The 24,380-nt window shown below is 44.8% G+C and carries 22 protein-coding genes; 19 read left to right on the forward strand and 3 right to left on the reverse strand.

Features of this window, described 5'->3' with window-relative positions:
* From pxpB to KKC1_RS04935, 12 genes are all read left to right on the forward strand, one after another.
* The coding region (gene pxpB, locus KKC1_RS16715) for a 5-oxoprolinase subunit PxpB (RefSeq protein ID WP_088553375.1) at positions 1–1,704 on the forward strand (1,704 nt) is incomplete at its 5' end.
* Positions 1,705–2,301: 597 nt separating this feature from the next.
* On the forward strand, positions 2,302–2,733 hold the full coding sequence (locus tag KKC1_RS04890; protein WP_088553376.1) for a 5-oxoprolinase subunit C family protein: 432 nt from the start codon (positions 2,302–2,304) through the stop codon (positions 2,731–2,733).
* A 287-nt stretch (positions 2,734–3,020) separates the two neighbouring features.
* A complete protein-coding gene (locus KKC1_RS04895; RefSeq protein WP_088553377.1) occupies positions 3,021–3,242 on the forward strand; it encodes a 4Fe-4S dicluster domain-containing protein in 222 nt (73 codons plus the stop codon).
* On the forward strand, positions 3,235–4,377 hold the full coding sequence (locus KKC1_RS04900; RefSeq protein WP_088553378.1) for a 2-oxoacid:acceptor oxidoreductase subunit alpha: 1,143 nt from the start codon (positions 3,235–3,237) through the stop codon (positions 4,375–4,377). Before KKC1_RS04895 ends, KKC1_RS04900 begins: the two co-directional genes overlap by 8 nt.
* Entirely contained in the window at positions 4,377–5,210 is an 834-nt protein-coding gene (locus KKC1_RS04905) for a 2-oxoacid:ferredoxin oxidoreductase subunit beta (RefSeq protein ID WP_088553379.1), read from the forward strand. Before KKC1_RS04900 ends, KKC1_RS04905 begins: the two co-directional genes overlap by 1 nt.
* Positions 5,207–5,812 (forward strand): 2-oxoacid:acceptor oxidoreductase family protein, encoded by a 606-nt coding sequence (locus KKC1_RS04910; RefSeq protein WP_088553380.1) that lies wholly within the window; start codon positions 5,207–5,209, stop codon positions 5,810–5,812. The genes KKC1_RS04905 and KKC1_RS04910 overlap by 4 nt, the downstream gene beginning before the upstream one ends.
* Positions 5,784–5,963, forward strand: coding sequence for a hypothetical protein (locus KKC1_RS15675; RefSeq protein ID WP_143288678.1), 180 nt, complete (start codon positions 5,784–5,786; stop codon positions 5,961–5,963). The genes KKC1_RS04910 and KKC1_RS15675 overlap by 29 nt, the downstream gene beginning before the upstream one ends.
* Before the next feature lie 96 nt (positions 5,964–6,059).
* Positions 6,060–7,892, forward strand: coding sequence for a sigma-54 interaction domain-containing protein (locus tag KKC1_RS04915; RefSeq protein ID WP_088553381.1), 1,833 nt, complete (start codon positions 6,060–6,062; stop codon positions 7,890–7,892).
* Positions 7,893–8,009: 117 nt separating this feature from the next.
* Positions 8,010–8,432, forward strand: coding sequence for an RrF2 family transcriptional regulator (locus KKC1_RS04920; RefSeq protein ID WP_088553382.1), 423 nt, complete (start codon positions 8,010–8,012; stop codon positions 8,430–8,432).
* Between the two features lie 106 nt (positions 8,433–8,538).
* Positions 8,539–10,416, forward strand: coding sequence for an anaerobic carbon-monoxide dehydrogenase catalytic subunit (gene cooS, locus KKC1_RS04925; protein ID WP_088553383.1), 1,878 nt, complete (start codon positions 8,539–8,541; stop codon positions 10,414–10,416).
* A gap of 214 nt (positions 10,417–10,630) precedes the next feature.
* The gene (locus KKC1_RS04930) at positions 10,631–11,089 is read left to right on the forward strand and encodes a hypothetical protein (RefSeq protein ID WP_088553384.1); all 459 of its coding nucleotides are present in this window, start codon (positions 10,631–10,633) and stop codon (positions 11,087–11,089) included.
* Complete coding sequence (locus tag KKC1_RS04935) at positions 11,082–12,860, forward strand: cytochrome b N-terminal domain-containing protein (RefSeq protein WP_088553385.1); 1,779 nt, start codon at positions 11,082–11,084, stop codon at positions 12,858–12,860. The genes KKC1_RS04930 and KKC1_RS04935 overlap by 8 nt, the downstream gene beginning before the upstream one ends.
* A gap of 85 nt (positions 12,861–12,945) precedes the next feature.
* On the opposite strand, the gene KKC1_RS04940 is transcribed toward KKC1_RS04935, so the two are convergent.
* The 3 genes from KKC1_RS04940 to KKC1_RS04950 form a co-directional block, all read right to left on the reverse strand.
* Positions 12,946–14,361, reverse strand: coding sequence for a HAMP domain-containing sensor histidine kinase (locus tag KKC1_RS04940; protein WP_088553386.1), 1,416 nt, complete (start codon positions 14,359–14,361; stop codon positions 12,946–12,948).
* A complete protein-coding gene (locus KKC1_RS04945; protein ID WP_428844926.1) occupies positions 14,351–15,040 on the reverse strand; it encodes a response regulator transcription factor in 690 nt (229 codons plus the stop codon). Before KKC1_RS04945 ends, KKC1_RS04940 begins: the two co-directional genes overlap by 11 nt.
* Positions 15,041–15,186: 146 nt before the next feature.
* Positions 15,187–15,852, reverse strand: coding sequence for a hypothetical protein (locus KKC1_RS04950; protein WP_088553388.1), 666 nt, complete (start codon positions 15,850–15,852; stop codon positions 15,187–15,189).
* Between the two features lie 359 nt (positions 15,853–16,211).
* Here KKC1_RS04950 and KKC1_RS04955 point away from each other — a divergent pair, with 359 nt between their 5' ends.
* The 7 genes from KKC1_RS04955 to KKC1_RS04985 all read left to right on the forward strand — a co-directional run bounded on the left by KKC1_RS04955 (position 16,212) and on the right by KKC1_RS04985 (position 24,365).
* The gene (locus KKC1_RS04955; protein WP_088553474.1) at positions 16,212–17,078 is read left to right on the forward strand and encodes a MurR/RpiR family transcriptional regulator; all 867 of its coding nucleotides are present in this window, start codon (positions 16,212–16,214) and stop codon (positions 17,076–17,078) included.
* An 87-nt stretch (positions 17,079–17,165) separates the two neighbouring features.
* Entirely contained in the window at positions 17,166–18,830 is a 1,665-nt protein-coding gene (gene ilvD / locus KKC1_RS04960) for a dihydroxy-acid dehydratase (RefSeq protein WP_088553389.1), read from the forward strand.
* A gap of 20 nt (positions 18,831–18,850) precedes the next feature.
* Positions 18,851–19,807, forward strand: a complete 957-nt coding sequence (locus KKC1_RS04965) for a phosphoglycerate dehydrogenase (RefSeq protein ID WP_088553390.1) — start codon at positions 18,851–18,853, stop codon at positions 19,805–19,807.
* Between the two features lie 13 nt (positions 19,808–19,820).
* Positions 19,821–21,350, forward strand: a complete 1,530-nt coding sequence (locus tag KKC1_RS04970; protein ID WP_192868081.1) for a gluconokinase — start codon at positions 19,821–19,823, stop codon at positions 21,348–21,350.
* A 116-nt stretch (positions 21,351–21,466) separates the two neighbouring features.
* On the forward strand, positions 21,467–22,522 hold the full coding sequence (locus tag KKC1_RS04975; RefSeq protein ID WP_088553392.1) for a TRAP transporter substrate-binding protein: 1,056 nt from the start codon (positions 21,467–21,469) through the stop codon (positions 22,520–22,522).
* A gap of 96 nt (positions 22,523–22,618) precedes the next feature.
* A complete protein-coding gene (locus KKC1_RS04980; protein WP_192868082.1) occupies positions 22,619–23,080 on the forward strand; it encodes a TRAP transporter small permease in 462 nt (153 codons plus the stop codon).
* 10 nt (positions 23,081–23,090) lie between these two features.
* Positions 23,091–24,365: a TRAP transporter large permease gene (locus tag KKC1_RS04985; RefSeq protein WP_088553394.1), complete on the forward strand. Its 1,275-nt coding sequence runs from the start codon at positions 23,091–23,093 to the stop codon at positions 24,363–24,365.
* Positions 24,366–24,380 lie beyond the last annotated feature (15 nt).

Raw genomic sequence — 24,380 nt, forward strand, 5'->3', positions numbered from 1 at the left:
TTCGGCAATAGCATTAGTGAGGCCATCAACAATAAGGTGCGTGGGATGGCTTTGACTTTGAACCACAGGAAACTGCCAGGCATTAGCGAAATTGTGCCCACTTATCGGTCTCTGTTGGTCTATTACCGGCCAGAGGAAATTTCTTACCATGATCTCCTATGTCGGCTGAAAGAAGCGGCGGAGGCTCCGGAAACGGCAAAGCCTCCGCCGTCCACCACATGGGAAATACCCACCATATACGGGGGTATGTATGGGCCCGACTTGGAGGAGGTGGCCGCATACCACGGGATTACTCCTACGGAGGTGGTATCCCTTCACAGCCGGCCGGAATATATAGTATACATGTTGGGTTTTACACCGGGGTTCCTCTATCTGGGTGGAATGGATGAGCGAATTGCAACACCGCGTCTGCACACCCCCAGGACAGCCATTCCTGCGGGTTCAGTCGGTATAGCCGGCAGACAGACTGGTGTGTACCCCATAGAGAGCCCCGGCGGGTGGAGATTGATTGGTAGAACACCCGTTAAATTATTTGATCCCTTTCGTCAGCCCCCTGTATTTATACGAGCGGGTGACCGCATCAGATTCGTACCTATCACGGAGGAAGTGTACCATAGACTGGAGGAGGAGTATCAGAACCTGGAAGATAATTACCAGGCTTATACCCCTTCGCCGGGGAACGTTCCGGTGTTTGAAGTACTAAAACCAGGGATGCTAACTACCGTTCAGGACCTGGGTAGGTACGGCTATCAGGAATTTGGCGTTCCAGTTGCCGGTGCTATGGACCAATTTGCTCTTCGGGCAGCTAACCTCTTGGTAGGTAACAGGGAAGAAGATGCTTGCTTAGAGATTACCCTAATGGGCCCGACCCTGAGGGTACTGAACGACACCGTCTTGGCTGTCACTGGGGCTGACCTGGGACCTACTTTGGACGGGCACCCCATCCCGTTGTGGCAGGCGGTAGCCGCCCGGGCCGGAAGCATCTTGGCTTTTTCTGGCCCACGGAGGGGGAGTCGTTCGTACCTAGCAATAGCTGGCGGCATAGATGTTCCACTAGTAATGGGTAGCAGGTCCACGTACCTACGCGGCAGGCTTGGGGGATACCAAGGGAGGGCCCTTCGGGTTGGAGACATTCTCTGCCGGGGGCCCGCGGGGAAAACATCCCTTGATTTGGCCCGGCGGTTTGTCCCTTCAGCTCTGATACCACCACTGGCGGGAGACACTATAGAAGTGCGAGTAATCCTAGGCCCTCAGGACGATTACTTTTCTGCTGAGGGGATAAATACCCTATTGACAGCAGAGTATACAGTGAGCAACAGCTCTGACCGGATGGGATATCGGTTGACAGGCCCGCCCATTGCTCACAAGGGACCGACTGATATCATTTCCGATGGGGTGGCGCCTGGATCTATTCAGGTGCCGGCGAACGGACTTCCTATTGTAATGATGGCGGACCGGCAAACCACCGGGGGGTATCCGAAGATAGCTACGGTTATTACACCAGACCTTGACAAATTGGCTCAGGCCCAACCAGGTGATCGAATACGTTTTCGGCAGGTTTCAGTAGAGAAAGCCCACGAAATCCTGAAGGGATACGAAGGACGGCTTAGTATGCTGCGAAATTGGTTAACGGGTAAGAGTATGAGGGTCCTTCGTCTTCGTGTTATGGACCAGGTCTTTGATGTAATGGTAGAGGAAATTTGACGCGCAAACCGCCATACGATAGACCCTTCGGGGCGTTTCATCCTCAAGTGAATTTTGGCGTACTGTCTATCCACTAGAGAGAAGAAAGACTCACAGTAAAAAATCAAGGGCCAAGAAATGGGAATAAATAACTCGAGGCAATAAAAGACCAAACCAGCAGCTGGAACTGACTGGAAACAAGAAGTTTATTAGGCTATGATGGTAGTAAATAAAGGTTTTCGCGATGAGACCTATATGAATCAGGTAGAAATAGGAAATGGTTCACATTTAGTTCCCATCGCAGGCTGGTAAGACTCTAATTACCAGTCTTTTTTTGTTTTTGAAATATTATCGTATTAATCCGTTCAGCTTTATTACGTAGGTTAAGTACTATTGGGTGGCCTTGTCAAGTCTGATTTTCAGAAAAAAGAGACGGCTATGGTTTCCTGACCCCTCAGGCCTTTCAAGACAATTTCCATTTTGGCCTGGGCGGTCCAACGTTTACGCTTGTTGGGTGTTTTGATGTCGCTCATCCTTCATACCTTCTGACTTAACATTTCGGGATGAGCGGACGTCTTTCCTCCGTTAGGTAAGTGCCAACCCCTTCATGAGGTCACTATAAGTAGATCCACTTACCTGGAGGCAAAAATTGGGGGGATAGATGGCCGGATGCTTACTGCCGGTGATGTTATTAAAGTATATGGGACGACAACCCCAAGCGGCGTTAAGGAACGTAGGTTACCTGAAAACTTAATTCCCAAATTCAAAGGGGAAGAAGAAATTCGAGTGGTGATGGGACCTCAGGAAGAATTGTTTAAAGAAGAAAGCATAGATGTTTTCTTATCTTCTGTCTATGAAGTTACCCTCCAATCAGACAGGATGGGTTATAGATTAAAAGGTCCCATAATTATCACAAAAATAGAAGAATTGGAAGAAAGAATGGGACCATTAAAGCGATATAAAATAAAGGTTTCTGGTGAGGAATTTTTAGTTGATGTGCAGGAGATTTATGGTCAAAATACCAAAAAAGATATTCCCGTTTCGACATAGACGCTTTTTTTTTACCTCAAGACAAATTAGGACGTTATTCTCGATTTGAGATTGGTTTCAAAATGAGAAAACAAGCTAAATTAAAGAAAATATTACTTAAGCATCATTTTGAGACGTACGACATTGCCATAAAACGAGTTATTAATTATTTCAAGCACCACTTAAATTTTAAAAAATATACCGTTAAATCTATTTTTTTTTACATCTGCCCGAAATTCTGGCACGAGTCTTGCTTGTACAGACCGATAAAGTATCATTCTGTAAGAAAGAACTAAGGAGGGTTACCCATGGCCGTTAGGGCTCATTCCAAATCTCTATATATGGATGTCCGCTCAAGTTGGTGTAAGGGTTGCGGAATTTGCATAGCCTTTTGCCCCAAAGGAGTACTGGCTGCTGACCGTCAGGGAAGGGCATTGATAGCCAGGCCCGAGTTATGTATTGGTTGCGGCATCTGTGAAAATTTGTGTCCCGACTTCGCTATCAGCCTTGAGGTGAAAAATAGTGCCTAATCTGGTGAGGCTAGCTCGCTTGATGCAGGGAAATGAAGCCTGTGCCGAAGGAGCTCTAGCTGCGGGAGTGCGGTTTTTTGCCGGCTATCCCATTACTCCTTCCACGGAGATTGCAGAAATCATGGCTAGAAAGCTTCCTCCTCTGGGTGGCAAGTTCATCCAAATGGAAGATGAGATTGCCAGCATGGCAGCGGTGATTGGCGCTTCTCTGACCGGATTAAAAGCTATGACTGCTACCAGTGGTCCGGGTTTTTCTTTAAAACAAGAAAATATCGGATATGCAGCTATGGCTGAGGTGCCGTGTGTAATTATTAACGTTCAACGGAGCGGTCCCAGTACAGGGATTCCTACAGCCCCGTCTCAAGGTGACGTCATGCAGTCTCGTTGGGGTACCCATGGAGACCATCCGGTGATTGTACTGGCTCCGGCGTCGGTGTCAGAGGCCTTTGACCTGACTGTTACAGCGGTAAATATGAGTGAGAAATACCGTGTGCCGGTGATTGTATTAATGGATGAAGTGGTAGGTCATATGCGGGAAAGAGTAGTTCTTCCTTCGCCGGAAGAGATCTCTATAGTAGAGAGAAAGAGACCAGCGGTACCGCCGGAGCGTTACCTTCCCTACCAGCCCGACAGCGATGGAGTACCAGCGATGGCGGATTTTGGAACTGGCTACCGGTATCACGTAACCGGGCTATTACATGGGGAGGACGGTTTCCCTACTACCAATTCTCAAGTGGCCGAAAAAGTTTTAAACCGCCTTCATGAAAAGATCTACAATCATACAGATGAGATATGTATGGTGGAAGAATATTGCCTGGAAGATGCAGAAGTTGTGATCGTTGCTTATGGTAGTGTAGCACGTTCTGCCAAACGATCAATAAAGGAAGCTAGGGAAGCAGGGCTGGCGGCAGGTATACTGAGGTTAGCCACCCTATGGCCTTTCCCCGAACAGAAAGTTCGGGAAGTGGCTTCTCGGGCCAAAACTATTCTGGTTCCCGAACTAAACATGGGCCAAATTAAATTGGAAGTTGAACGAGTGGTTAAAAATAGCGCTAAAGTAGTTGGACTTTCTCGAGTCGATGGTGAGTTGATAACGCCACTAGAGATATTGAAATGCCTAAAGGAGGTTATTTAATGCTGGCAGAACTCGAACCGTTCCTCAGGAGCAGCAAACTGCCTCATCTTTGGTGCCCTGGTTGCGGCAACGGAATAGTATTAGGATCATTGCTGCGAGCAATCAATCGAGTCGAGCGTGATCCGAATCAGATAGTCATAGTTTCAGGAATCGGCTGCTCTTCCCGGGCAACCGCTTACCTTAATTTTGACACATTGCATACTACCCATGGGCGAGCCATTGCGTTTGCCACCGGTATTAAACTGGCTAATCCAAACTTAACCGTAATTGTTATTACCGGTGATGGAGATTGTACAGCCATAGGCGGTAACCATTTGATTCATGCTGCCCGGCGCAATCTTGATTTAACGGTGTTGGTCTTTAATAACAACATATACGGAATGACCGGCGGGCAGTATTCACCTACTACGCCTACAGAGGGTCGAGCAACCACCGCTCCGTACGGAAACATTGAACGGCCTTTCGATCTAATTGAGCTAGCGAAAGCGGCGGGAGCCACCTACCTCGGGAGAGCTACTGCTTACCATAATAAACTACTTACGAGATTGCTGGTAAATGCAATAATTAACAAGGGCTTTAGTTTGGTAGAAGCTATCACTCATTGTCCTGTAGGTTTCGGTAAACGCAATGGCATAGCCGTTCCGGCAGATATGCTTAAGTGGCAGCGGGATCATGCAGTAACCGTCCAGGCAGCAGCTCAGATGACACAAGAGGAGTTGGCCGATAAAGTAATCATTGGTGAACTGTATTCCAACCCGGAACCGGAATATACTGAGCAGTATTCCCAGCTAGTCGCTCGAGCACAAAACTTAGGAGGAGGAATGGGGTCATGAGTTATTTGAAGGAAATCAGGATAAGTGGATCGGGGGGACAGGGTATAATCCTGGCAGGCATTATTTTAGCCGAAGCAGCGATGCTGGACGGAAAAAACGTGGTCCAGACCCAGTCGTACGGGCCGGAGGCAAGAGGGGGAGCCAGTAAAGCAGAAATCATCATTGCCGATGACTTTATCGACTATCCCAAAGTCTTTTTAGCCGACATACAGTTGGCTTTAACCCAGGAAGCCTGTGACCAGTACGCGGGACTAATAAAAAGGAACGGAATATTGATTGTGGACGAAGATAAGGTCTCTAACTTACCATCTACTGCTGCCCAAGTTTATCAATTTCCTATAGTGCGTTTAGCCAAAGAGAAAGTAGGCAAAGAACAAACGGCGAACATGGTAGCCTTGGGAGTGTTGGTTTCAATTACCGGTGTAGTATCCCGAGAAGCCTTAGAGCAAGCTGTGGAAGCCCGTGTTCCTTCGAGTTGGAAGGAAGTTAATCAGGAGGCAATCAGCTTGGGTTGGGAATTAGGAACTGCTAGCCAAAGCATTGCCCAAGGTTTGTGGCACGGAGGTGATTTAAGTGACTTCTGTAACCCTAATTTGTCCTAACTGCCGTAAAGAGGTACAGATGATAAAACCTCAGTTTAACCAGTATGTCTGCCAGAAATGTCGCAAAACTTATTCCTCGGAAGAACTCTCCAGGCAACTAATTCAGATGTTCAATTGTCCTGAGCAGTGCCGCCAGTTTGCCTATAAGTAATTAGGTTAAATTACCAACTTAATGGGACTTGCATTTTTAAATTTGACGTACGATGATTAAAAGAAAGATAGCCACTATTAGGTTAGGGGGTTCTTCATGTCCAGGTTGCAGCAGGTCCGTGAAAAGGGGCAGAAGGTAGCTGAAGCGATAGCGACTGTGCTACAAACAGAAGTCGAGATTATCGATACCAACCTGGTGCGTGTGGCTGGTACGGGAAAAGTACGTAATGACGTTGGAAGCAAACTATTGAGAGGTTTTATTAATAAACATGTGCTGAAGACTGGAAAACATGTTTTTATCAGTGAAGCAGGCTTTCATGAAATCTGTCTTTCCTGCCCTCTGGCAGGAAGATGTTTTTATAAGGCATCTATTGTGTATCCCATATACTTGGAGCAGGATGTCATCGGCACTATAAGCTTAATTGCTTTTGATGATCAACAACGCCAGAACATGTTAGCTCGTGCCGACTCTCTAATTGAGTTTATAGGTCGCATGGCAGATTTTATTAGTAGCAAAGTTGCTGAAACTGAGCTTTTGGAAGAAAAAATAGTAATGGCCAACCAGCTGGAAGCTTTAATTAATTCGGTCCATGAGGGAGTTATAGCTATTGATCAGAAAGGGAGGATTACTCATTTTAATCGATCGGCAGAAAAACTTTTCGGGACGAAGAGACGGAATGTGCTAGGAAAAGACTTCCAGGAATATTTTGAGGCCGTTCCATTACTGGAAGTTTTGCGCGATGGTAAAGGGTTTACCTCCCGAGAAGTTTACTTTAAATTCAATCAAAAAAATCTTCATTTAGTTTGTACTGCTAAACCTATAAAATCCAGCGAAAGGAAAATAATGGGAGTAGTAGCTACTTTCCGGGATTTCAGTGAAACCCAAAGGTTTGCTTACGAAATCTTAAGCAAACAACAACACACTCTCACCTTTGATAATATAATAGGTCGCAGCCCTGCTATCCAAAGGGTTAAAGAAAGGGCGCGTAAAATTGCTGGTAGTAATTCTACAGTTCTGATCCTGGGAGAAAGTGGTACAGGTAAAGAGTTATTTGCTCGGGCCATACATGCGGCCAGCTCTCGAGCTCATAAAGCCTTTGTTGCTATTAACTGTGGTGCTATTCCCGAGACATTGCTGGAAAGCGAACTTTTTGGCTACGAAGAAGGAGCCTTCACGGGTGCCAAGCGGGGAGGCAAACCGGGGAAGATTGAGCTTGCTAATGGTGGCACCCTGTTTCTTGATGAGATTAGTAATATGTCCCTTTACCTTCAAGCCAAACTTTTGCGGGTACTTCAGGAGAGACAGATCGAGCGGGTGGGGGGAACGCAGGTAATACCGGTGGATATCCGAATTGTTGCCGCCACCAATCAAGACCTCCAAGAGTTGGTGCAAAAAGGTAGATTTCGGGAGGACTTATATTATCGTTTGAGTGTTATTCCATTAATTATTCCACCTCTGAGAGAGCGGCGGGAAGACATTCCTCTGCTGCTGGACTACTATCGGGAGCGATACAGCAAACTGCTATCCAAAAAAGTTGAAGCTTTTACGCCGGAAGCGCTAGAGCTCTGCATTAAATATGCTTGGCCGGGTAATGTCCGGGAGCTCATCAACGTTGTAGAATACGCTATTAACTTAGAGGAAACCAACCGCATCACCGTGGATAGTTTACCTCCTCGCATGAAGCAACACTTAACTAAAGAACACTTAATTAACACCGTCTCTGAAAGCGGATCAGGTATTCCTTCGTTAGCCGAACTGGAAAAAGAGGCTATAAGAAGGGCTTTACAACAATTCGGTTGGTCTGAAGACGGGAAGGAAAAAGCTGCCAAGGCGTTGGGTATCAGTCGAGCTACTATTTACCGTAAAATACAGAAATATGCATTGACTCCTGAAGGAAAGCATAAAGCGTCTCCGGTGAGTAAACAGTGACCATATTTATGGGAAAATGTTGGCCGTTAATGAGTTGCTCGGGTTGACTCCTCTGAGTTTATGATTTACAATAAAACTATACTTAATAAGTATAGTTTTGGTTCGTGGGGAAGTAAGATGAAGCTTAATCAAGCTACTGACTACGCTTTCAGGGCAGTCTTATACATGTCCCGCTTGCCGATGGGCGAAGTAGTGGAAGCCAAAGAAATTGCCGAGCAAGAGAAAATACCTCTTCGTTTTCTCTTAAAAATTTTTCGCCAACTGGTTGCTGCTGGCCTTGTCCGTTCTTATCGGGGAGTGAAGGGTGGCTATGCCTTGGCCAAACACCCGAAAGATATTAGTTTGAGAGATGTAGTGGAAGCGGTGGAAGGTAGTATAGTGATGAACCGTTGCCTTATCGAACCGGAAGGTTGTAACAAGGGTGGCCAGCCTTACTGCTCTATTCACCATGCCTTGAGTAGTATTCAGAAGATCTTGATCGAAGAACTCAGCCGGTACGATTTTTATACTTTAGCGGGTAACAGCGGCAGGCCAGAATAGCTTGGATACAGTCCTAAGTCCGGGTTTGGTTCAAGACCCGTTTCTTTATAGGAAAAAGTATACCATAACGGTATACTTTAATAAATAAGCCAGGAGGGTGGATTTTATGGTTAACAAGTGCTTATCAGCCGACTGCGGGCTGAACGAATTCCTGCAATCTAAAAAGGAGGTGGAGACGTCTTTTGACCGTCTTGCGAGTCAGGCGTCCAAGTGCGGTTTTGGACTGAAGGGAGTATGCTGTCGGCTCTGTGCTCAAGGACCCTGCCGGATAAGTGACCGAGCGCCTAAGGGAATCTGCGGGGCAACAGCGGATACCGTTGTGGCCAGAAACTTCTTGCGGTCAGTCGCCGGCGGTGCCGCTTGTTATTTACATATTCTAGAGAATGCAGCCAATAATTTAAAAGGCATTGCTTCCGGCAAGGCAACTCTACCCTTGAAAGGTAAGGAACGGCTCGCTGAGGTGGCAAGAGTTTTCGGAATCGTCGAAGAAGACTCCAGCCGCCAGGCTGTTCAAGTTGCTGAGATGATTCTGGCTGACCTTTACCGGCCCAGGGCAGAGAAGATGCGTCTGGTTGAGGCGGTGGCTTACCGGCCCAGAAGGGAACGCTGGCAGGAACTCAACCTGCTTCCGGGCGGGGCCAAGGCTGAAGTTTTTGACGCTCTGGTAAAGACCAGTACTAACCTGTCCAGCGATCCCGTTGATATGTTGTTACATGCCTTACGGCTGGGGATCGTTACCGGCATATACGGTTTAATTTTTACCAATTTACTTAATGACATTATGCTCGGTGAGCCTGAGCTAAGGCCGGCTAAAGTAGGTTTTTCGGTGGTGGACCCGGATTACATTAACATTGTGGTTTCCGGTCATCAGCAGTCCCTACTTTCCTTCTTACAAGAGTACCTGGTCAGCGACGAAGCCTTCAAGCTCGCCCGTGAGGTTGGGGCCAAAGGCTTTAAAATTGTGGGCTGTACCTGTGTTGGTCAAGACTTACAGCTTAGAGCGGCACACAACGAGGAAGTTTTTGCGGGTCATGTGGGTAACAATTTCACTATTGAAGCCCTACTCGCTACCGGAGCCATCGACCTGGTGGTTTCTGAATTTAACTGCACCATTCCCGGGATTGAACCTATTTGCGATCAATTGAAGATACCTCAGATTTGCCTTGATGATGTGGCCAAAAAGCAGAACGCCCAATATCTTCCTTTCAGGTTGGACGGGGGTTTAGATTTGGCCAGGAAGATTGCGGAGGCAGCCCTGGAAAGCTATCGAGTTCGGCGGGGACAGGTAAAGGTGGAAGTACCCGATCACGGTTATGAAGATGTGCTTACGGGACTAAGCGAGAAGTCCTTGAAGAAATTCTTGGGTGGTACCTATCAACCCCTGATTGAACTGATTGCAGAGGGTCAGATAAAGGGAGTTGCCGCGGTAGTGGGCTGCTCGAATCTGACCGTGAAAGGGCATGATATTTTTACTGTTGAACTTGCTAAGGAATTAATTAAGAGGGATATTCTGGTCCTTTCTGCCGGCTGCACCAGCGGAGGTTTGGAAAACTGCGGTCTGGCGTCTCCGGCTGCTGCGAAACTGGCGGGAGAAAAGTTGCAAGCTGTCTGTAGAAAGCTTGGTATTCCTCCGGTGCTGAACTTCGGTCCTTGTTTATCCATCGGACGCCTTGAGATGGTTGCCGCCGACCTTGCCCAGGCTCTGAGGGTTGATCTGCCGCAGTTGCCGTTAGTTCTTTCCGCTCCTCAGTGGCTGGAGGAACAGGCGCTGGCTGACGGTGCCTTTGGTCTGGCTTTGGGCTTGCCCCTGCATCTTGCTATGCCACCCTTTATTACCGGCAGCCCGCTTGTCACTAAGATCCTTACCGAAGAAATGAAGAATTTGACCGGCGGCCAGGTGATCGTGGAAGGAGAAGTAATCCCGGCAGCGGAGAAATTAGAATCCATCATTGTGGAAAAAAGGGCTGCTATCGGGTTGCCATAACATTAGTCCAAAGCACGATGATAAAGGTGGTATGTTGCCAGGAAAAAGGATCCGGTGGTTATCGATCGCCGGATCCTATGGTTTTATAAGGGACTATTTCTTGTAGTATGGTGAGATTTTTATTTTTAGGGGATTTGTTTACAATTTGTTGATAAATATGTGATATTAAGTCGCTATATTGGTGTTAGAAAATTATAAACAGGGAGGTCAGCACATGAAAAAAGCTCTAATTTTATTGGTTCTGGGGGCGCTTCTTTTCGGGATTGCTCCAGCCGTCTTCGCCCACGGCGGGGAAATAGGCAAAGTTGATGCCCGGACCTATGTGCGTCAGGCCATTGCTTTTTTAGAAGGGACTGAAAACATAGAAGCAGCGGAAGGACGGATAGAGGCAGCTCTGGAGCTTCCAAGTCACGAAGTTAACAAGGAACTGCTTAAAAAGGCTCAGGAGGCCCTGAATAACTCAAATTTAGAAGAAGCAAAGTTATTTCTGGTTAAGGCTTTAGGGGAAGAACCCGATGGTGCCGAGGTACTATCCCTCCATGCGAAATTTAACGGCAATCTTATTGATTATGTGATGTTGTTTTTAGCTGGTCTGTTCATTTTGACCGGCGGGGTAATAATTAGCAGGAAAACTCCAGCAGTAGGCGAAAAAGGAGGGGCTTTTCATGGCTAAAGGTGCCGAACTGGAAAGGTCTAATGGAGGTATGAGTGCTTGGATTAAAGAGCGGCTTTCGCTGAAATCTTTGGATTATGAGGTGCCCGCTCATGCCAATACCTTTTTGTTTTCCCTAGGCGGACTTACACTAGTTAGCTTCATCATCCTAATCGTTACCGGAATTATTTTGGCTCAGTTTTACGTGCCCCATCCTGATGCAGCTAACCAGAGCATAAGGGTGTTGATGACGGAAGTAAAAGTTGGTTCTTTGGTGAGAGGTTTGCATTTCTGGGCTGCGCAGGCGGCAATGATTACTGTTATTCTGCACCTGTTGCGGGTATTTATCTATGGTTCGTATAAACGGCCTCGAGAAATCAACTGGCTGCTGGGAGTTGTATTGTTTTTTGTTATGACAGGATTGTATTATACAGGAACTATTCTCAAGTGGGACCAAGAGGCTTTTGAAGCTTTAGCCCATGCCGAAGAGGCGGCTAAGTTTTTGGGTATTTTTGGCATTTTATTTAGTGACGAGTTTGCCCAGGGAGTACCATTGTTGACTAGGATGTATTCACTTCACGTTAGTATGCTGCCCATATTAGTTTTAGGTTTATTAGCGGTTCATCTGTTACTGGTGAAATGTTTAAAAATTTCGCCGCTCCCTTGGGGTCATGCCAATACCGGACAGAAACAAAAGTTTTCCCAGCATTTAGTTAAATTAATCGGATTTGGTCTTGTTTTATCAGGAATTCTAATTCTTTTGGCGGTTCTAAGGCCGCCGGCAATAGGTCCTGTACCGGTGGAAGGAATTGAAGCTACTAAACCTCCATGGTTATTCCTGAGCATTTTTTCCATCGAAAATTGGACTGGCTTATATGGTCTTTTAATAACTGCTGCTTTTCTGGGCTTAGCTCTCGTAGTAGTTCCTTTCATAGACCGCGCGGCTACTAACAACATTGGGCAGCGAAAATCGATTGTTGTCAGTGGGGTTTTGATCTTTGTTATTGCGGTGGCGTTAACGTTCAATGGCTATATCTCACAGCCGGAACAGCATTTGAGCATGGCTGAAGAGGAAGGACAGGTGGAAGCGGAAAGCCAGCCGGAAGCTATTAACGATTCTCACACCGCTGATAATACTGAAACGGCGGATGATGAAGAGGTACAGAGTGTGAAATTAGTTGAACTTGAGGTTCTGAATAATGCCCTGGCTCTGATGAACGAAATTAAGTCAGCTGTAGCGTCCGACGATTTTCCCTTGGCGGCTGAAAAAGCGGTTGAATTAGACAAGATACTGGATGGGATAAATGCGGAGATAGCTGCCAAAGATCAGGAGAGGGCAGCGGACTTGAAGGAACACGTCCATGAACTGGTGGAACTTTTGGAAAGGCCACAGCCTAATTCAGGGGAAGTAAACGATCTGATAGAGCATACCAGGGAAAGTGTGGAAAAAGCAAAACTATTATTCCAAGAAGGAGAAGCGGTGGAGGAAACCCAGGTGCCGGAATTAAAATCGCTACGTCAAGCGCTGGCACTGTTAGGTGAAATCGAAGATGCGGTTGGCAAGGAAGAAATTCCCGCGGCAGCTGAGAAAACCGTTAAGTTGGATGAAATACTGGATGGCATAAATGCGGAGATAGCTGCCAAAGATCAGGAGAGGGCAGCGGACTTGAAGGAACATGTCCATGAACTGGTGGAACTTTTGGAAAAGTCCAATCCTGACATGACGGACATAAGCGAACTAGTCGAACATACGAGAGAAAGTGTGGAAAAGGCTTTAAAGCTCTTCGAGTAGATTATAAAAAGACCCTGCAGTTTAGGTGCTGCAGGGTCTTTTAATGAACACCTGGCGTGGGTAGTAAGTATTCCCGCCTACTCGTTTAATTTTCGTTTTCCCAGAGCGGTAGGCTGAAATAAAAAGTACTCCCTTCACCCAATTGACTTTTTACTCCTACCGAACCTCGCTGGACTTCGGCCAGCATTTTGGTGATGGCTAGTCCCAAACCGGAGCTTCCTTCTTCTTGTTTTCTGGTTTTATCTACTTTATAAAAACGGTCCCAGATAAACTCCTGCTCTTCTTCCGGAATTCCCGGCCCGTAATCCCTGATCCAAACCGTTGCTTGCGTGTATGTCTTTTCAATACCGATGGCGATAGTTTTACCGGTTGGACTAAATCTAATAGCGTTATCCAGCAAATTTATTATCATTTGTTTGACCCGATTCGGGTCGGCCAAAACGTACGGTTTTGCTGTAAAGTTCAGTTCCGGTTTTAAGTCCTTTTTCAAGAACTCTGGCTCTTTGGCTGCTAGCGTTTCTAAAACCACTTCCTGTAAATCCACTTTTTGTAATTCCAACTTTATATCTCCATGTTCAAGGCGGGACAGTTCCAGCATGTCGTTGATAAGTTTGCTAACCCTGTCGGTTTCTTTAATGGCCAGGGAAACATATTTTTCTTGCTCTCGGGATTGAATGGTTTTATCATGAATTCCCTGCAGGACGCCGCTGATAAAGGAGATGGGCGTTCTGAGTTCATGGGATATGTTGGCGATAAATTCCCGGCGCATTTTTTCCACCCGTGCCAGCTGCTCGGCCATGTAGTTAAAACTACGAGCCAGGGTACCCAACTCATCCTTTGCCCGCACGTCTACTTTTACCGAAAAATCTCCTTTGGCTATCATCAAGGCCGCTTGACTCATCTTTTGAAGCGGACTACTAACGTATTTGGCAAGGAAATAAGTCAGTATGGTGGCAATTAGTGCCGCCAAGAGGATGACAACGGCACTTAAACGACGTAGTTGGGTGGAGGCTGCGGTCACGTCGTACATAGGTGAATGAAGAGAGACGCCGCCGATTACTTGACCGTCTTTTATTAGCGGGACGGCAACGGACATTAAGCTTGTTCCCCGCTCAACGGTAATCTTACTTACTATTTCGCCTTCAAGTACTTTCTGAATGTCTTCTTTGGTGAAATAATCGGCAGTCAGGTGTGAAGTAAAAGTTTTGAGACTCTGGCTTGTTTTTTGTTTTTTTGAAGGGAAAATACTGATTTCAGAATTATAGTTGTGTGCTGCGCCTTGAATTTTGTTGCTCAATTGACTTTCCGGAATACTTCCTTCCAGGTACTTTTCGGCCATGACGGTAATTTCTTTTCCCGCCTTAACCAGCTTTTTTTCTTTTTCTGTAGTGTAAAAACTGGTGTAAACGCGAGAAAGAAGTAGCAACAAAATAATCACGGTTACTAAAATAATGGCCCAAAAAGAAAGCAGCAGGCGGGCAAAAATTCCCCTAATCATCATGTCGCACCTCAAATTTGTAGCCGACCCCCCAGACGGTTTTTATCTGATTTGCCTGGCGATGGGGTTTGAGTTTTTTCCGCAAACGTTCGATATGGACATCCACAGTCCGGGTGGTCCCGGCAAAATCATAACCCCATACTTGATCCAGTAGTTGCTGCCTGGTGAATACTTTGTTCGGGTGGCTGGCCAGAAAATATAAAAGTTCCAGTTCTTTCGGCGAAAGGGTAATTTCCTGTTTATTGACCGTCACCGTATAAGTATCGGCGTCGATTACCATGCCGGGAAAGACCAGCTTGTTTACCTCCAGACCTGTTGGGTGAAAACGCCTAAGTACTGCCCTGATACGGGCTACTAATTCTTTGAATTTTATGGGCTTGACTATATAGTCGTCGGCGCCTAATTCTAATCCCAAAACTTTGTCGAACTCTTCATCTTTAGCAGTGATTATTATAATAGGAATATCGCTCATTTTCCTTATTTCCCGACAAACTTGCCAGCCGTCAAGACCGGGGAGCATAATGTCAAGCAATACCAGATTAGGGGCTTCTTGCTGGAAAAGTTTTAAGCCTTCTAAACCGTTGTGTGAAATTAAGACTTCAAATCCCTCTTTATTCAGATAAAGCTTTATGAGGTCACAGAGGTTTTTCGCATCTTCAATTACCAAAATCTTTTGGTTCATCATGATATCTATACTCCTGAATTAAGAACTTCTTTGCAATTTTCCATAAAATTTTTATATATCCTTTACTATGTTTTTTCCAAGAATTCTAATAATACTATCCTTTGAGAATGAAAAATTGCGAAAGGGTTGAGCTTTCAAATTTGTTACATTTTTAAAGCATTCCATACCAGCATTAGCCCTTCTCTAGCTCGAAAGATCCAAACCAGTCCTAGGGCAATACTCGCCACGCCTGTTATTCCACTTACAACTTTTCCCCATCTGTTTTTACCGATAGTAAAACTAAAAAATCCTGCCGCTGCCAGCCCGTATAAACTCATAGCCAAAATAATTCCCAGCCCGTAGAGCAAAATGTAGCCGGCTGCTCCCAAGAGCGATTGTGCAGCCACTAACGGGCCAAAGACTAATATTGATGCGGTTCCGGCCATCCCGGTTACTATCCCGGTAGCAACAGGTCCATATTTAAATACTGTAGTATCTAACTGGGTATGACTATGTGGGTGTAACTGCTTGTTTCTCAAAAGCCGCCGGTGGATGGACCAGGCTCCCAGCAGAATTAAAAAAATGCCGGAGAAAAATTCAAAAAAGGCAGCCAAGGAATCACCTAAGGTTAATTTTAAAGCCAAGGTTAGCAACCCGAACACTAGCACGGTTGCTGTGTGACCCAAACCGAATTTTAGGCTAAAATAGAGGGTCTGCCGCGGTCTAGGATCCTGACTTACAAAGTCGGTCATTTCCATTACATGATCTGTATCAAAGCCATGTAGAAAGCCAAGCATCAAAGATGAAAGGGTTAGAGTTATAGGTGACATAGTCTTTCCCTCCAAGTAGTTATGTTGACACCCAAAATAAAAACCATGGTTGGTAGGGCCCACATTCCTGGTGGACCGATAACCTCCATGGTTTACTATACACGGTATACGCTTCTTAATTAGATATCAAACAAAAGTGCAATAGCCTTCATGGCTATTTTAGTTTACTTAATTATAACCGACCTGTGCCCTGGAGTCAATTTGAGGTTCTGATACGAAAAATTTTTCATATTGGAGATAGAATGTTGAAAAAAATTTTAACTTTTAGGTAGGAATTAAACAATTTTTGTAGAAGTATTATTAATAAATTGTAAAATTAAAAAAGTATTTATTTTTTAATGAGTGGAGCGATTTGTTTGATGGAGAACGAACAAAACCAGGACTTGAAGGGTTGTATTGCCAGGTTGCGGGCAATACTTCCATATTTATCTACTGCCGAACGCCGTGTGGCTGAGTACATCATGGAAAATTCTAACGATATAATTCAATTGCCCATAACCGAGCTGGCTGAACGAGCTGGGGTAGCCGAAGCTACTATTTTTCGGCTATGTAAACGCTTAGGTTATCGGGGATATCAAGCGTTAAAAATTGCACTGGTGGCAGATTTAGTTACTCCTATAAAAAGCATTCATGAAGATGTGGAAAATGGCGATGACATGCTTACCATAGCTTCTAAAGTTTTTGATTCCACTATTCAGAGCTTTAGAGATACTATGAGACTTCTGGACCGTGATTCTCTGGAAAAAGCCGCCGAAGCCATTGCCAATGCTCGACGGGTAGAATTCTACGGAGCGGCTGGCTCGGGCGCGGTGGCAATGGATTGTTATCACAAATTTTCGCGAACCGGGATTTCTTGTATAGCGCTTACCGATTCTCATTTACAGATAATGTCTGCAAGTCTCTTGACCGACCGTGATGTAGCCGTAGGCATTTCCCATACTGGAAGCAGTAAGGATATAGTGGAGTCACTACGGATTGCAAAGGAAGCCGGTGCGACGATTATATGCATTACAAGCTTTATGAAATCACCTATAACTAAAGTTGCTGATATTTGTTTGTTTACTACTGCTCGGGAGACCCGTTTCCGTAGTGAAGCTTTAGCCAGCCGACTGGTTGCCCTTGCCATCTTGGATTCTTTACTGGTAGGCGTTTCCCTGCGGAGACAGGAACAGGCTCTAGAAAGCATTGAAAAAACGCGCAAGGCCATAGCTTTAAAACGATATTAATATTTTTTAAACTTTTATGAAAAAAATTTTAATCCTACATTACTAATTGTGAAGAAAAATGTCATAGACAACGGGGGAGGATAGAATTTGCCTGTTGCTAATAGATTGAGCAAAATAAGTGACTATCAAAGGGCCATAATTAAGGCACATCTTTGTTCTACCGGTCTCAGTTACGAGGATTTAGATAAACCGATAATTGCGGTGGTAAATACCTGGAATGAAGTAAGTCCCGGTCATGTGCCTTTACGAGAACTTGCCGGTTATGTGAAGGCGGGGATTAAGGCTGCTGGGGGAACACCGCTAGAGTTTAACACCATTGCCATCTGTGATGGAATTGCCCAGGGTCATGCAGGAATGAGATATTCATTGCCCAGCCGTGAGCTTGTCAGCGACTCGGTAGAAGCTATGATACAGGGGCACGGTATTTTCGACGGAGCGGTATTGTTAGGTTCCTGTGACAAGATTATTCCCGGGTTGCTCATGGCGGCGGCTCGGCTAAACATACCATCATTGTTGTTAACAGGCGGTCCCATGATAAATTACATATTGGCGGCAGAACATAAACAGGATCGCAAGCGTTTTTTGGAGGGAAGACTGGAGGAAAAGGATTTAGTGGACAAAACTATGCGCTATTATACCGGGCCGGGTGTTTGTCCCTTTTTGGGAACGGCTAATACAATGGCGATTGTTGCCGAGGCCTTGGGAATGTCCCTTCCGGGCAGCAGTTTGCATCCTGCCATGAGCGCTCTCCGTAGGCAGGCGGCAGAAATTGCAGGTCGTCAGGCAGTGGAATTAGTCCGAAAGGGATTGACACCGAGGAAGATTTTAACGCGTGAAGCTTTTGAGAACGCTATCGCGGTGGTTCTGGCTATTGGAGGTAGTCTCAATTCAGTTCTTCACCTCTTAGGTATTGCTGCTGAAGCAGGAGTAAATCTGGATATTGAGGTCTTTGATGAAGTCAGCCGTCGGGTTCCCTTGTTGACCAGTATTACCCCTAATGGAAATAGCTTTACGGTGATCGACTTTTATCATGCGGGAGGAGTTCCTGCTCTATTAAAAGAGTTATTGCCCTTGATCAACGGAAAGGTGATAACTGTCTCCGGTAAGACGGTGGCAGAAAATGTTAGTCAGGCAGAGATTTTAAACGATAAAGTTATACGCCCGCTGAGAAATCCGATTGCTCCCGCCGGTGGTATAGCGGTACTGCGGGGAAATCTGGCGCCTGAAGGGGCGTTGGTTAAGGTTTCGGCCGTACCCCCAGAACAGTATGTGTTTAGAGGCCGGGCGCTTATTTTTGATAGAGAGGAGCAAGCCCTTAATGCGTCCAGAAGTGGTCGGATTAATTCAGGAACCGTGGTAGTTATTCGGTATGAAGGGCCTAGCGGGGGACCGGGAATGCGGGAGATGCACCGAATTACCGAAATCCTTCAGAACGCGGACAATGTTGCTGTTATTACCGATGGCAGGTTTTCTGGTGCTAGTGCCGGTCTTTCCGTAGGGTATATTTCTCCAGAAGCAGCAGCCGGTGGCCCGATAGCTTTAGTTCGTGACGGAGATACGATCGAAATTAATATTCCCGAGCGACGACTCCAGCTTTTGGTTGAAGAAAGAGAATTGGAACAGCGACGGAGAGAAACCAAATTGAATGGGGGAAATCACAGCGAAAGCAACTTCCTGCAATTATATGCTGTTTCAACTACTTCGGCTGCCTCTGGTGCCGTTCGGAAAAAGATATGTACTTGGGATAAATAATTTGAGGAAGGTGATGAAGATTGAGTAAAACAGTTTTAGTTACAGCACTATCCTTTTCCCGTTATTCCCGAGAACCTCAGAGAATTTTAGAAGGAGCAGGTTTTCAGCTAATTAGAAATCAGGAAGGCCGCCCTCTTAAAGAAGCTGAGTTGGTGGACAGGATTAAAGGAGTGGATGCTCTGATTGTCGGTGTGGATCCTGTTACGGAAAAAGTGATCGAGGCTGCCGATAAATTGCGGATTATATGTAAGCATGGCGTAGGGGTAGATAATATTGACCTGAAGGCGGCAGCTCGTCGAGGCATAATGGTTACCAATGCTCCGGATAGTAATTATATATCAGTAGCCGACCTGACTTTCGGTCTTCTTTTAGCAGCTGCCCGACAGATACCCCATGCCGATATAATCACTAAAAACGGAAAATGGGATAGAGTGGTAGGGCGAGAAGTATGGAAAAAAACTCTAGGTATTATAGGTACTGGCCGTATCGGTTTAGCCGTAGCCCGGCGGGCTCAAGGTTTTGAGATGAAAATACTGGCTTATGATAAATTTCCCAATAACCGGGCGGCTCAAGAAATAGGTTTTACGTATGTTTCATTAGAAAAATTGTTGTCCGAATCCGATTTTGTTTCCCTTCATGTACCTTTGACGGAAGAAACGCGACATCTTATAAACGAGAAAACTATCGATTTAATGAAGCCGGAGGCTATTTTAATCAATACCGCTCGGGGTGAATTAGTTGATGAAAAAGCTCTTTATCTTGCGTTGAAGGAAGGTAGATTGGCAGGTGCTGCATTGGATGCCTACGCTGAAGAACCCCCATCGAATAATATGCTCTTAAGCTTAAGTCAGGTAGTTACTACACCACATATTGGTGCCTATACTTATGAAGCCAACCACCGTATGGGCTGTACAGCGGCGGAGAGCATTGTGAAGTTTTTTGCCGGTAACACTCCCGATTACGTAGTTGTCGGTTAACGGGGTGAAGTTAGTGAGTACGAAATCAGCCTTTCTTGGTGTTGACATCGGTACAGGAAGTTGCCGCGTTTTGGCTATCGATTGTAAGGGAACTATCCTGACCCTCGAAAAAGTTAAGTATCCTACTATTTACCCGTATCCCGGCTGGGCCGAACAGGACCCGGAAAAAATTTACGGAGCGATGATTAAAGCGGTACGCAGCGTTACCCAAAAACTTACGGAACAGCGGTTCACTGTTGAAGGAGTAGGTTTGAGCAGCGTATATCACAGCCTTATAGCTTTGGGGAACCGTAATCAACTTCTAACCCGGTCTATTATTTGGGAAGACTTGCGAAGCGCCTCTGTAGCCACTGATATTAAAAAGACAGAAGAGGCTAAGGATTTCTATCATCGTACCGGCTGTCCGGTTCATCCCCTTTATCCCTTAGCTAAAATAGCCTGGCTGCGGAAAAACCGTCCGGAAACTTTTAACCAGGCGACTAAATTTATTTCCATTAAGGAATACATCCTTTTAAAATTATTTGGCTCATTAAAGGTAGATTATTCCGTTGCTTCGGCCAGTGGTTTGTTTAATATACACCAGTTAAATTGGGATGATGCTATCTTAGATTTTTTGCAAATTAAAAAATCGCAGTTGTCGGAGACGGTATCAACTTTAACCGTATTGAAGCCTATGCTACCTGAACCGGCGCAGGCTATGGGTCTATCGCCGGAAGTACCATGGGTAATAGGGTCAGGAGACGGTGCCCTGGCCAATTTAGGGTCTGGAGTTACCAGCCCGGGAGCGGCAGTCGTAACGGTTGGCACTAGTGGAGCCGTTCGCGTTACCAGTTATGAACCCAAATTAGACTCCCAGGAAAGGACTTGGTGCTATCATGTAACCGATGGACGTTGGATAGTCGGTGGAGCAATTAACAACGGTGGTCTGGTTTACCAGTGGTTGGCCGATACCTTCTTTGAAGATGAAAAGGGAAAATTGGAACAGGGACAGTCTATATATCATGTTCTTAATACCTTAGCAGCAGAAGTTCCTCCGGGAGCACAGGGCCTAATTTTTCTTCCTTTTCTGAATGCGGAACGAAGCCCCTACTGGAATTCGCAAGCTAGAGGAGTGCTCTTAGGACTTGGCTTGGAACATCGAAAAAAGCATCTGGTACGGGCTGCTTTGGAAGGTATTGTTTTTAGACTATACAGTGTTTTTGAAATTTTAGAAGAAATTGTTGGTTCAAACGAAGAAATTCGTGTCTGTGGAGGATTTGTTAAGTCTCCTATCTGGTTGCAGATATTGAGTAGCGTATTTAATAGGAAGATCAATGTCCCTAATACCGTTGAAAGTTCTGCCCTAGGATCTGCTTTGTTGGGCATGGTGGGTATGGGAGTACTGTCTAATATTGAGGACGTCCGGAAGATCATTCAGGTTAGAAATGTTTGTGAACCGGACGACGAACTACATCTTTATTACCAGAAGCTTTATCAGGTTTACAAGAGGATTTATTGGAAAATGGTTGAGGAATTTCAGGCTTTGGCCGAATTGCGGCAATAAGTCGTCTGAAAAATTGATATTTTGTGAGGGGGGATGCGGGCACAGGTGAGGGTCTAACCTTCTGGAAAAAAGGTTTTGTAAAACGAAAAAATTGTAATAACGGGAGGTCGGAAAAAGTGAAGCTGAAGAAAGTCGGTATGTTTGTCTTGATTTTATTTGCCATGGCTGCTTTGATTGTCGGTTGTGGAGGTAATAAGGTAGACAACCAATCGGCCGACAACAATGATAACAAGCAGACGCCACCAACTAAGTCGGTGACTCTGAAAATTGCTAATTATTATGCTGCAGATCACCCTGTAAACCAAGCCTTGCGGGATAAGTTTAAAGCCGTAGTTGAAGAAAAAACTGGTGGGAAAATAAAAGTAGAGATTTATCCTAACAATCAGTTGGGGAATGAGCAAGAATTTATCGAGGGCGTACAGCTAGGAAATATAGAAATGGCAATGACTGGTAATATGTGGGAAAATACTGTCCCTCAATTTAGAATTATGCAGCTGCCTTATATGTTTGTCAATTATGAGCATGCCAATGCTGTATTAAATGGGCCTATAGGGGAACGCATTTACAAATATTTAGAGCCGTTGAATGTTAAGGTTTTAGCATCCTTCCCTAATGGTTTTAGGGTTGTATCAAATAACAAAAGACCGATCACGTCTATTGAAGATTGCAAAGGCATTAAGCTACGTGTTTTCCAGGGCGAGACCATTATTAAAGAGATGAAAGCTTTAGGTTTCGATACTGTGGTCATGAACTTCAGTGAAATTTTTACCGCCTTGCAACAAGGAGTAGTAGACGGACAGGATAATCCGCTTGCCACTTCTTATTATGCCGGATTTTATGATGTACAGAAGTATGTGGCAATAACTAACCACATGTACAGTCCTGGATATATAGTCATTAACATGGATGTTTGGAACAGCTTAACGGAAGATGAAAAAGCGTTGGTCGAAGAAGCTGCTCAGAACACGGCTGAGGCGATATTGAATGCAGTTCGTGACCAAGAAGAAGAGATCATTAAGGATATAACTGAAAAGGGCGTAGAAGTAACATACCCGGATCTCAAACCATTTATAGAGCGAGTTAAGCCTATTGTTGATGAGTATATTGAGAAATATCCGGAAACAGAAGATATTATCAAAGATATTCAAAAGTTGGGTGAGCAATATCTGTAATGTACAATTATTCAGGTGTTGGCTTATGCCAACACCTGAATCTCACTGAATGGAAAGGGTGTTATAGAGATAACCATGTCTAGGATTTTCGGATATGTGTACAGATTAGTGGACGCCATAATGATTGCTATGCTAATAATCATGGTAGGTTCAATTTCAGTAAACGTTGTCGCTCGTTATTTTGGTATGGCCTTTACCTGGATAGACGAAGTGAGCAGGTTGACTTTTGTTTGGATGTCCTGTATGGCCATAGTTGCCGGTTTGAGAAGAGGACTACATCCTTCTTTTGTTGTACTCCTGGACAAAACTAGTGGCGTTGTTAACAAATTGCTATTAACCGTGATAAATACATTAATTTTGCTATTTCTGGTTTATCTGTTGAAAGGCGGTATTGATTATATTTCGAAAGTCTATATTCAAAAGACTGCTATCCTAGGTATTTCGGTTGCTTGGAAATATGCGGCAGTTCCTTTTGCAACAATCATAATGATTTTGGAAGTAATAAGAGCACTGGTATTGGTCTGGAAAAAAGATGACTGTAGATTAGCGGACCGGTGAGGTGGTTAAGTTGGCGGCAATTTTAACCTTTCTTGTTTCGTTAATTGGATTTACCATCATAGGGGTGCCAATAGGTTTTGCAGTAGGATTAACCGCTATAGTCCTAATGTTTTTTATCGGTATGCCTGAACCGATGGTACTGGCGAGAAGATTAGTGACAGGAATTGATGTATATACCTTATTAGCCATTCCTTTCTTCATGTTGGCTGGAGAGATTATGAATAGAGCCGGATTGGTACACGATATTCTTAAATTTGCCAATGCTATAGTTGGGCGATTTAGAGGTGGACTGGCTTACGTAAATGTAGTAGGAAGTATGTTATTTGCCGGCATCAGTGGCTCTGCAGTGGCCGACACGGCAGCTTTGGGGTCTCTGGAGATACCTATGATGGAGAAAGACGGATATGATAAGCCTTTTTCTTCTGCTATTACGGCTGCCTCTGCCATAATTGGTCCCATCATTCCTCCGAGTATTCCTATGATTATTCTCGGTTCCATTGCCCAGATATCTATTGCTAAATTGTTTCTAGGCGGTACTATCCCAGGAATTTTAATAGGTTTATCTCTTTTCGGATATTCTTACTATGTTGCTAAAAGAAGAGGTTACCCGGTAAGTAAGAGTGTTAATTTTAAAGAATTTCTTCAAGTATTTAAGAAAACCATCTGGGCTTTAATTTTACCCCTGATTATTTTAGGAGGAATTATTGCCGGCATTTTTACGGCTACTGAGGCAGGAGCCATAGCTGTAATCTACGCAGTGATCATTTCGTTTGTGGTTTACAAGGTGAAGTTAAAAGAGTATCCTGAGATTTTAAAAGGAGCTGCCTTGAATACAGGAGTAGTGATGTTGGTCTGTGGTGCTGCTATGGCTTTGACCTGGTATCTGGCAGTTGCTCAGGTACCTCAAAGTTTAACTGAATTCTTGATGAATTTTACTCAGAGCAAATGGATTTTTCTATTAGTGCTAAATATCTTGTTATTTTTTGTGGGTATGGTTATTGATTTAACACCTGCTCTATTTCTGTTAGTACCTATTCTACTGCCGGTTAGCAAGGCTTATGGAGTTGATCCGGTTCATTTTGGTGTTATCGTGGTTGCCAATCTATGTGTTGGTTTAATTACACCACCGGTAGGAACAGTTTTATATGTTACCACTTCTATCTCCAAAATTAAATTGGAGAAATTAGTTCAAGAATTAATGCCGATGTATCTCGTATTATTTGTGGTTTTAATGCTAATTACCTATGTGCCTTTCCTAGTTTTATGGTTACCATCGCTAATTTAAATTGAACTGGAGTTG

The organism is Calderihabitans maritimus, from assembly GCF_002207765.1.
Classification (GTDB): Bacteria; Bacillota; KKC1; order Calderihabitantales; family Calderihabitantaceae; genus Calderihabitans; species Calderihabitans maritimus.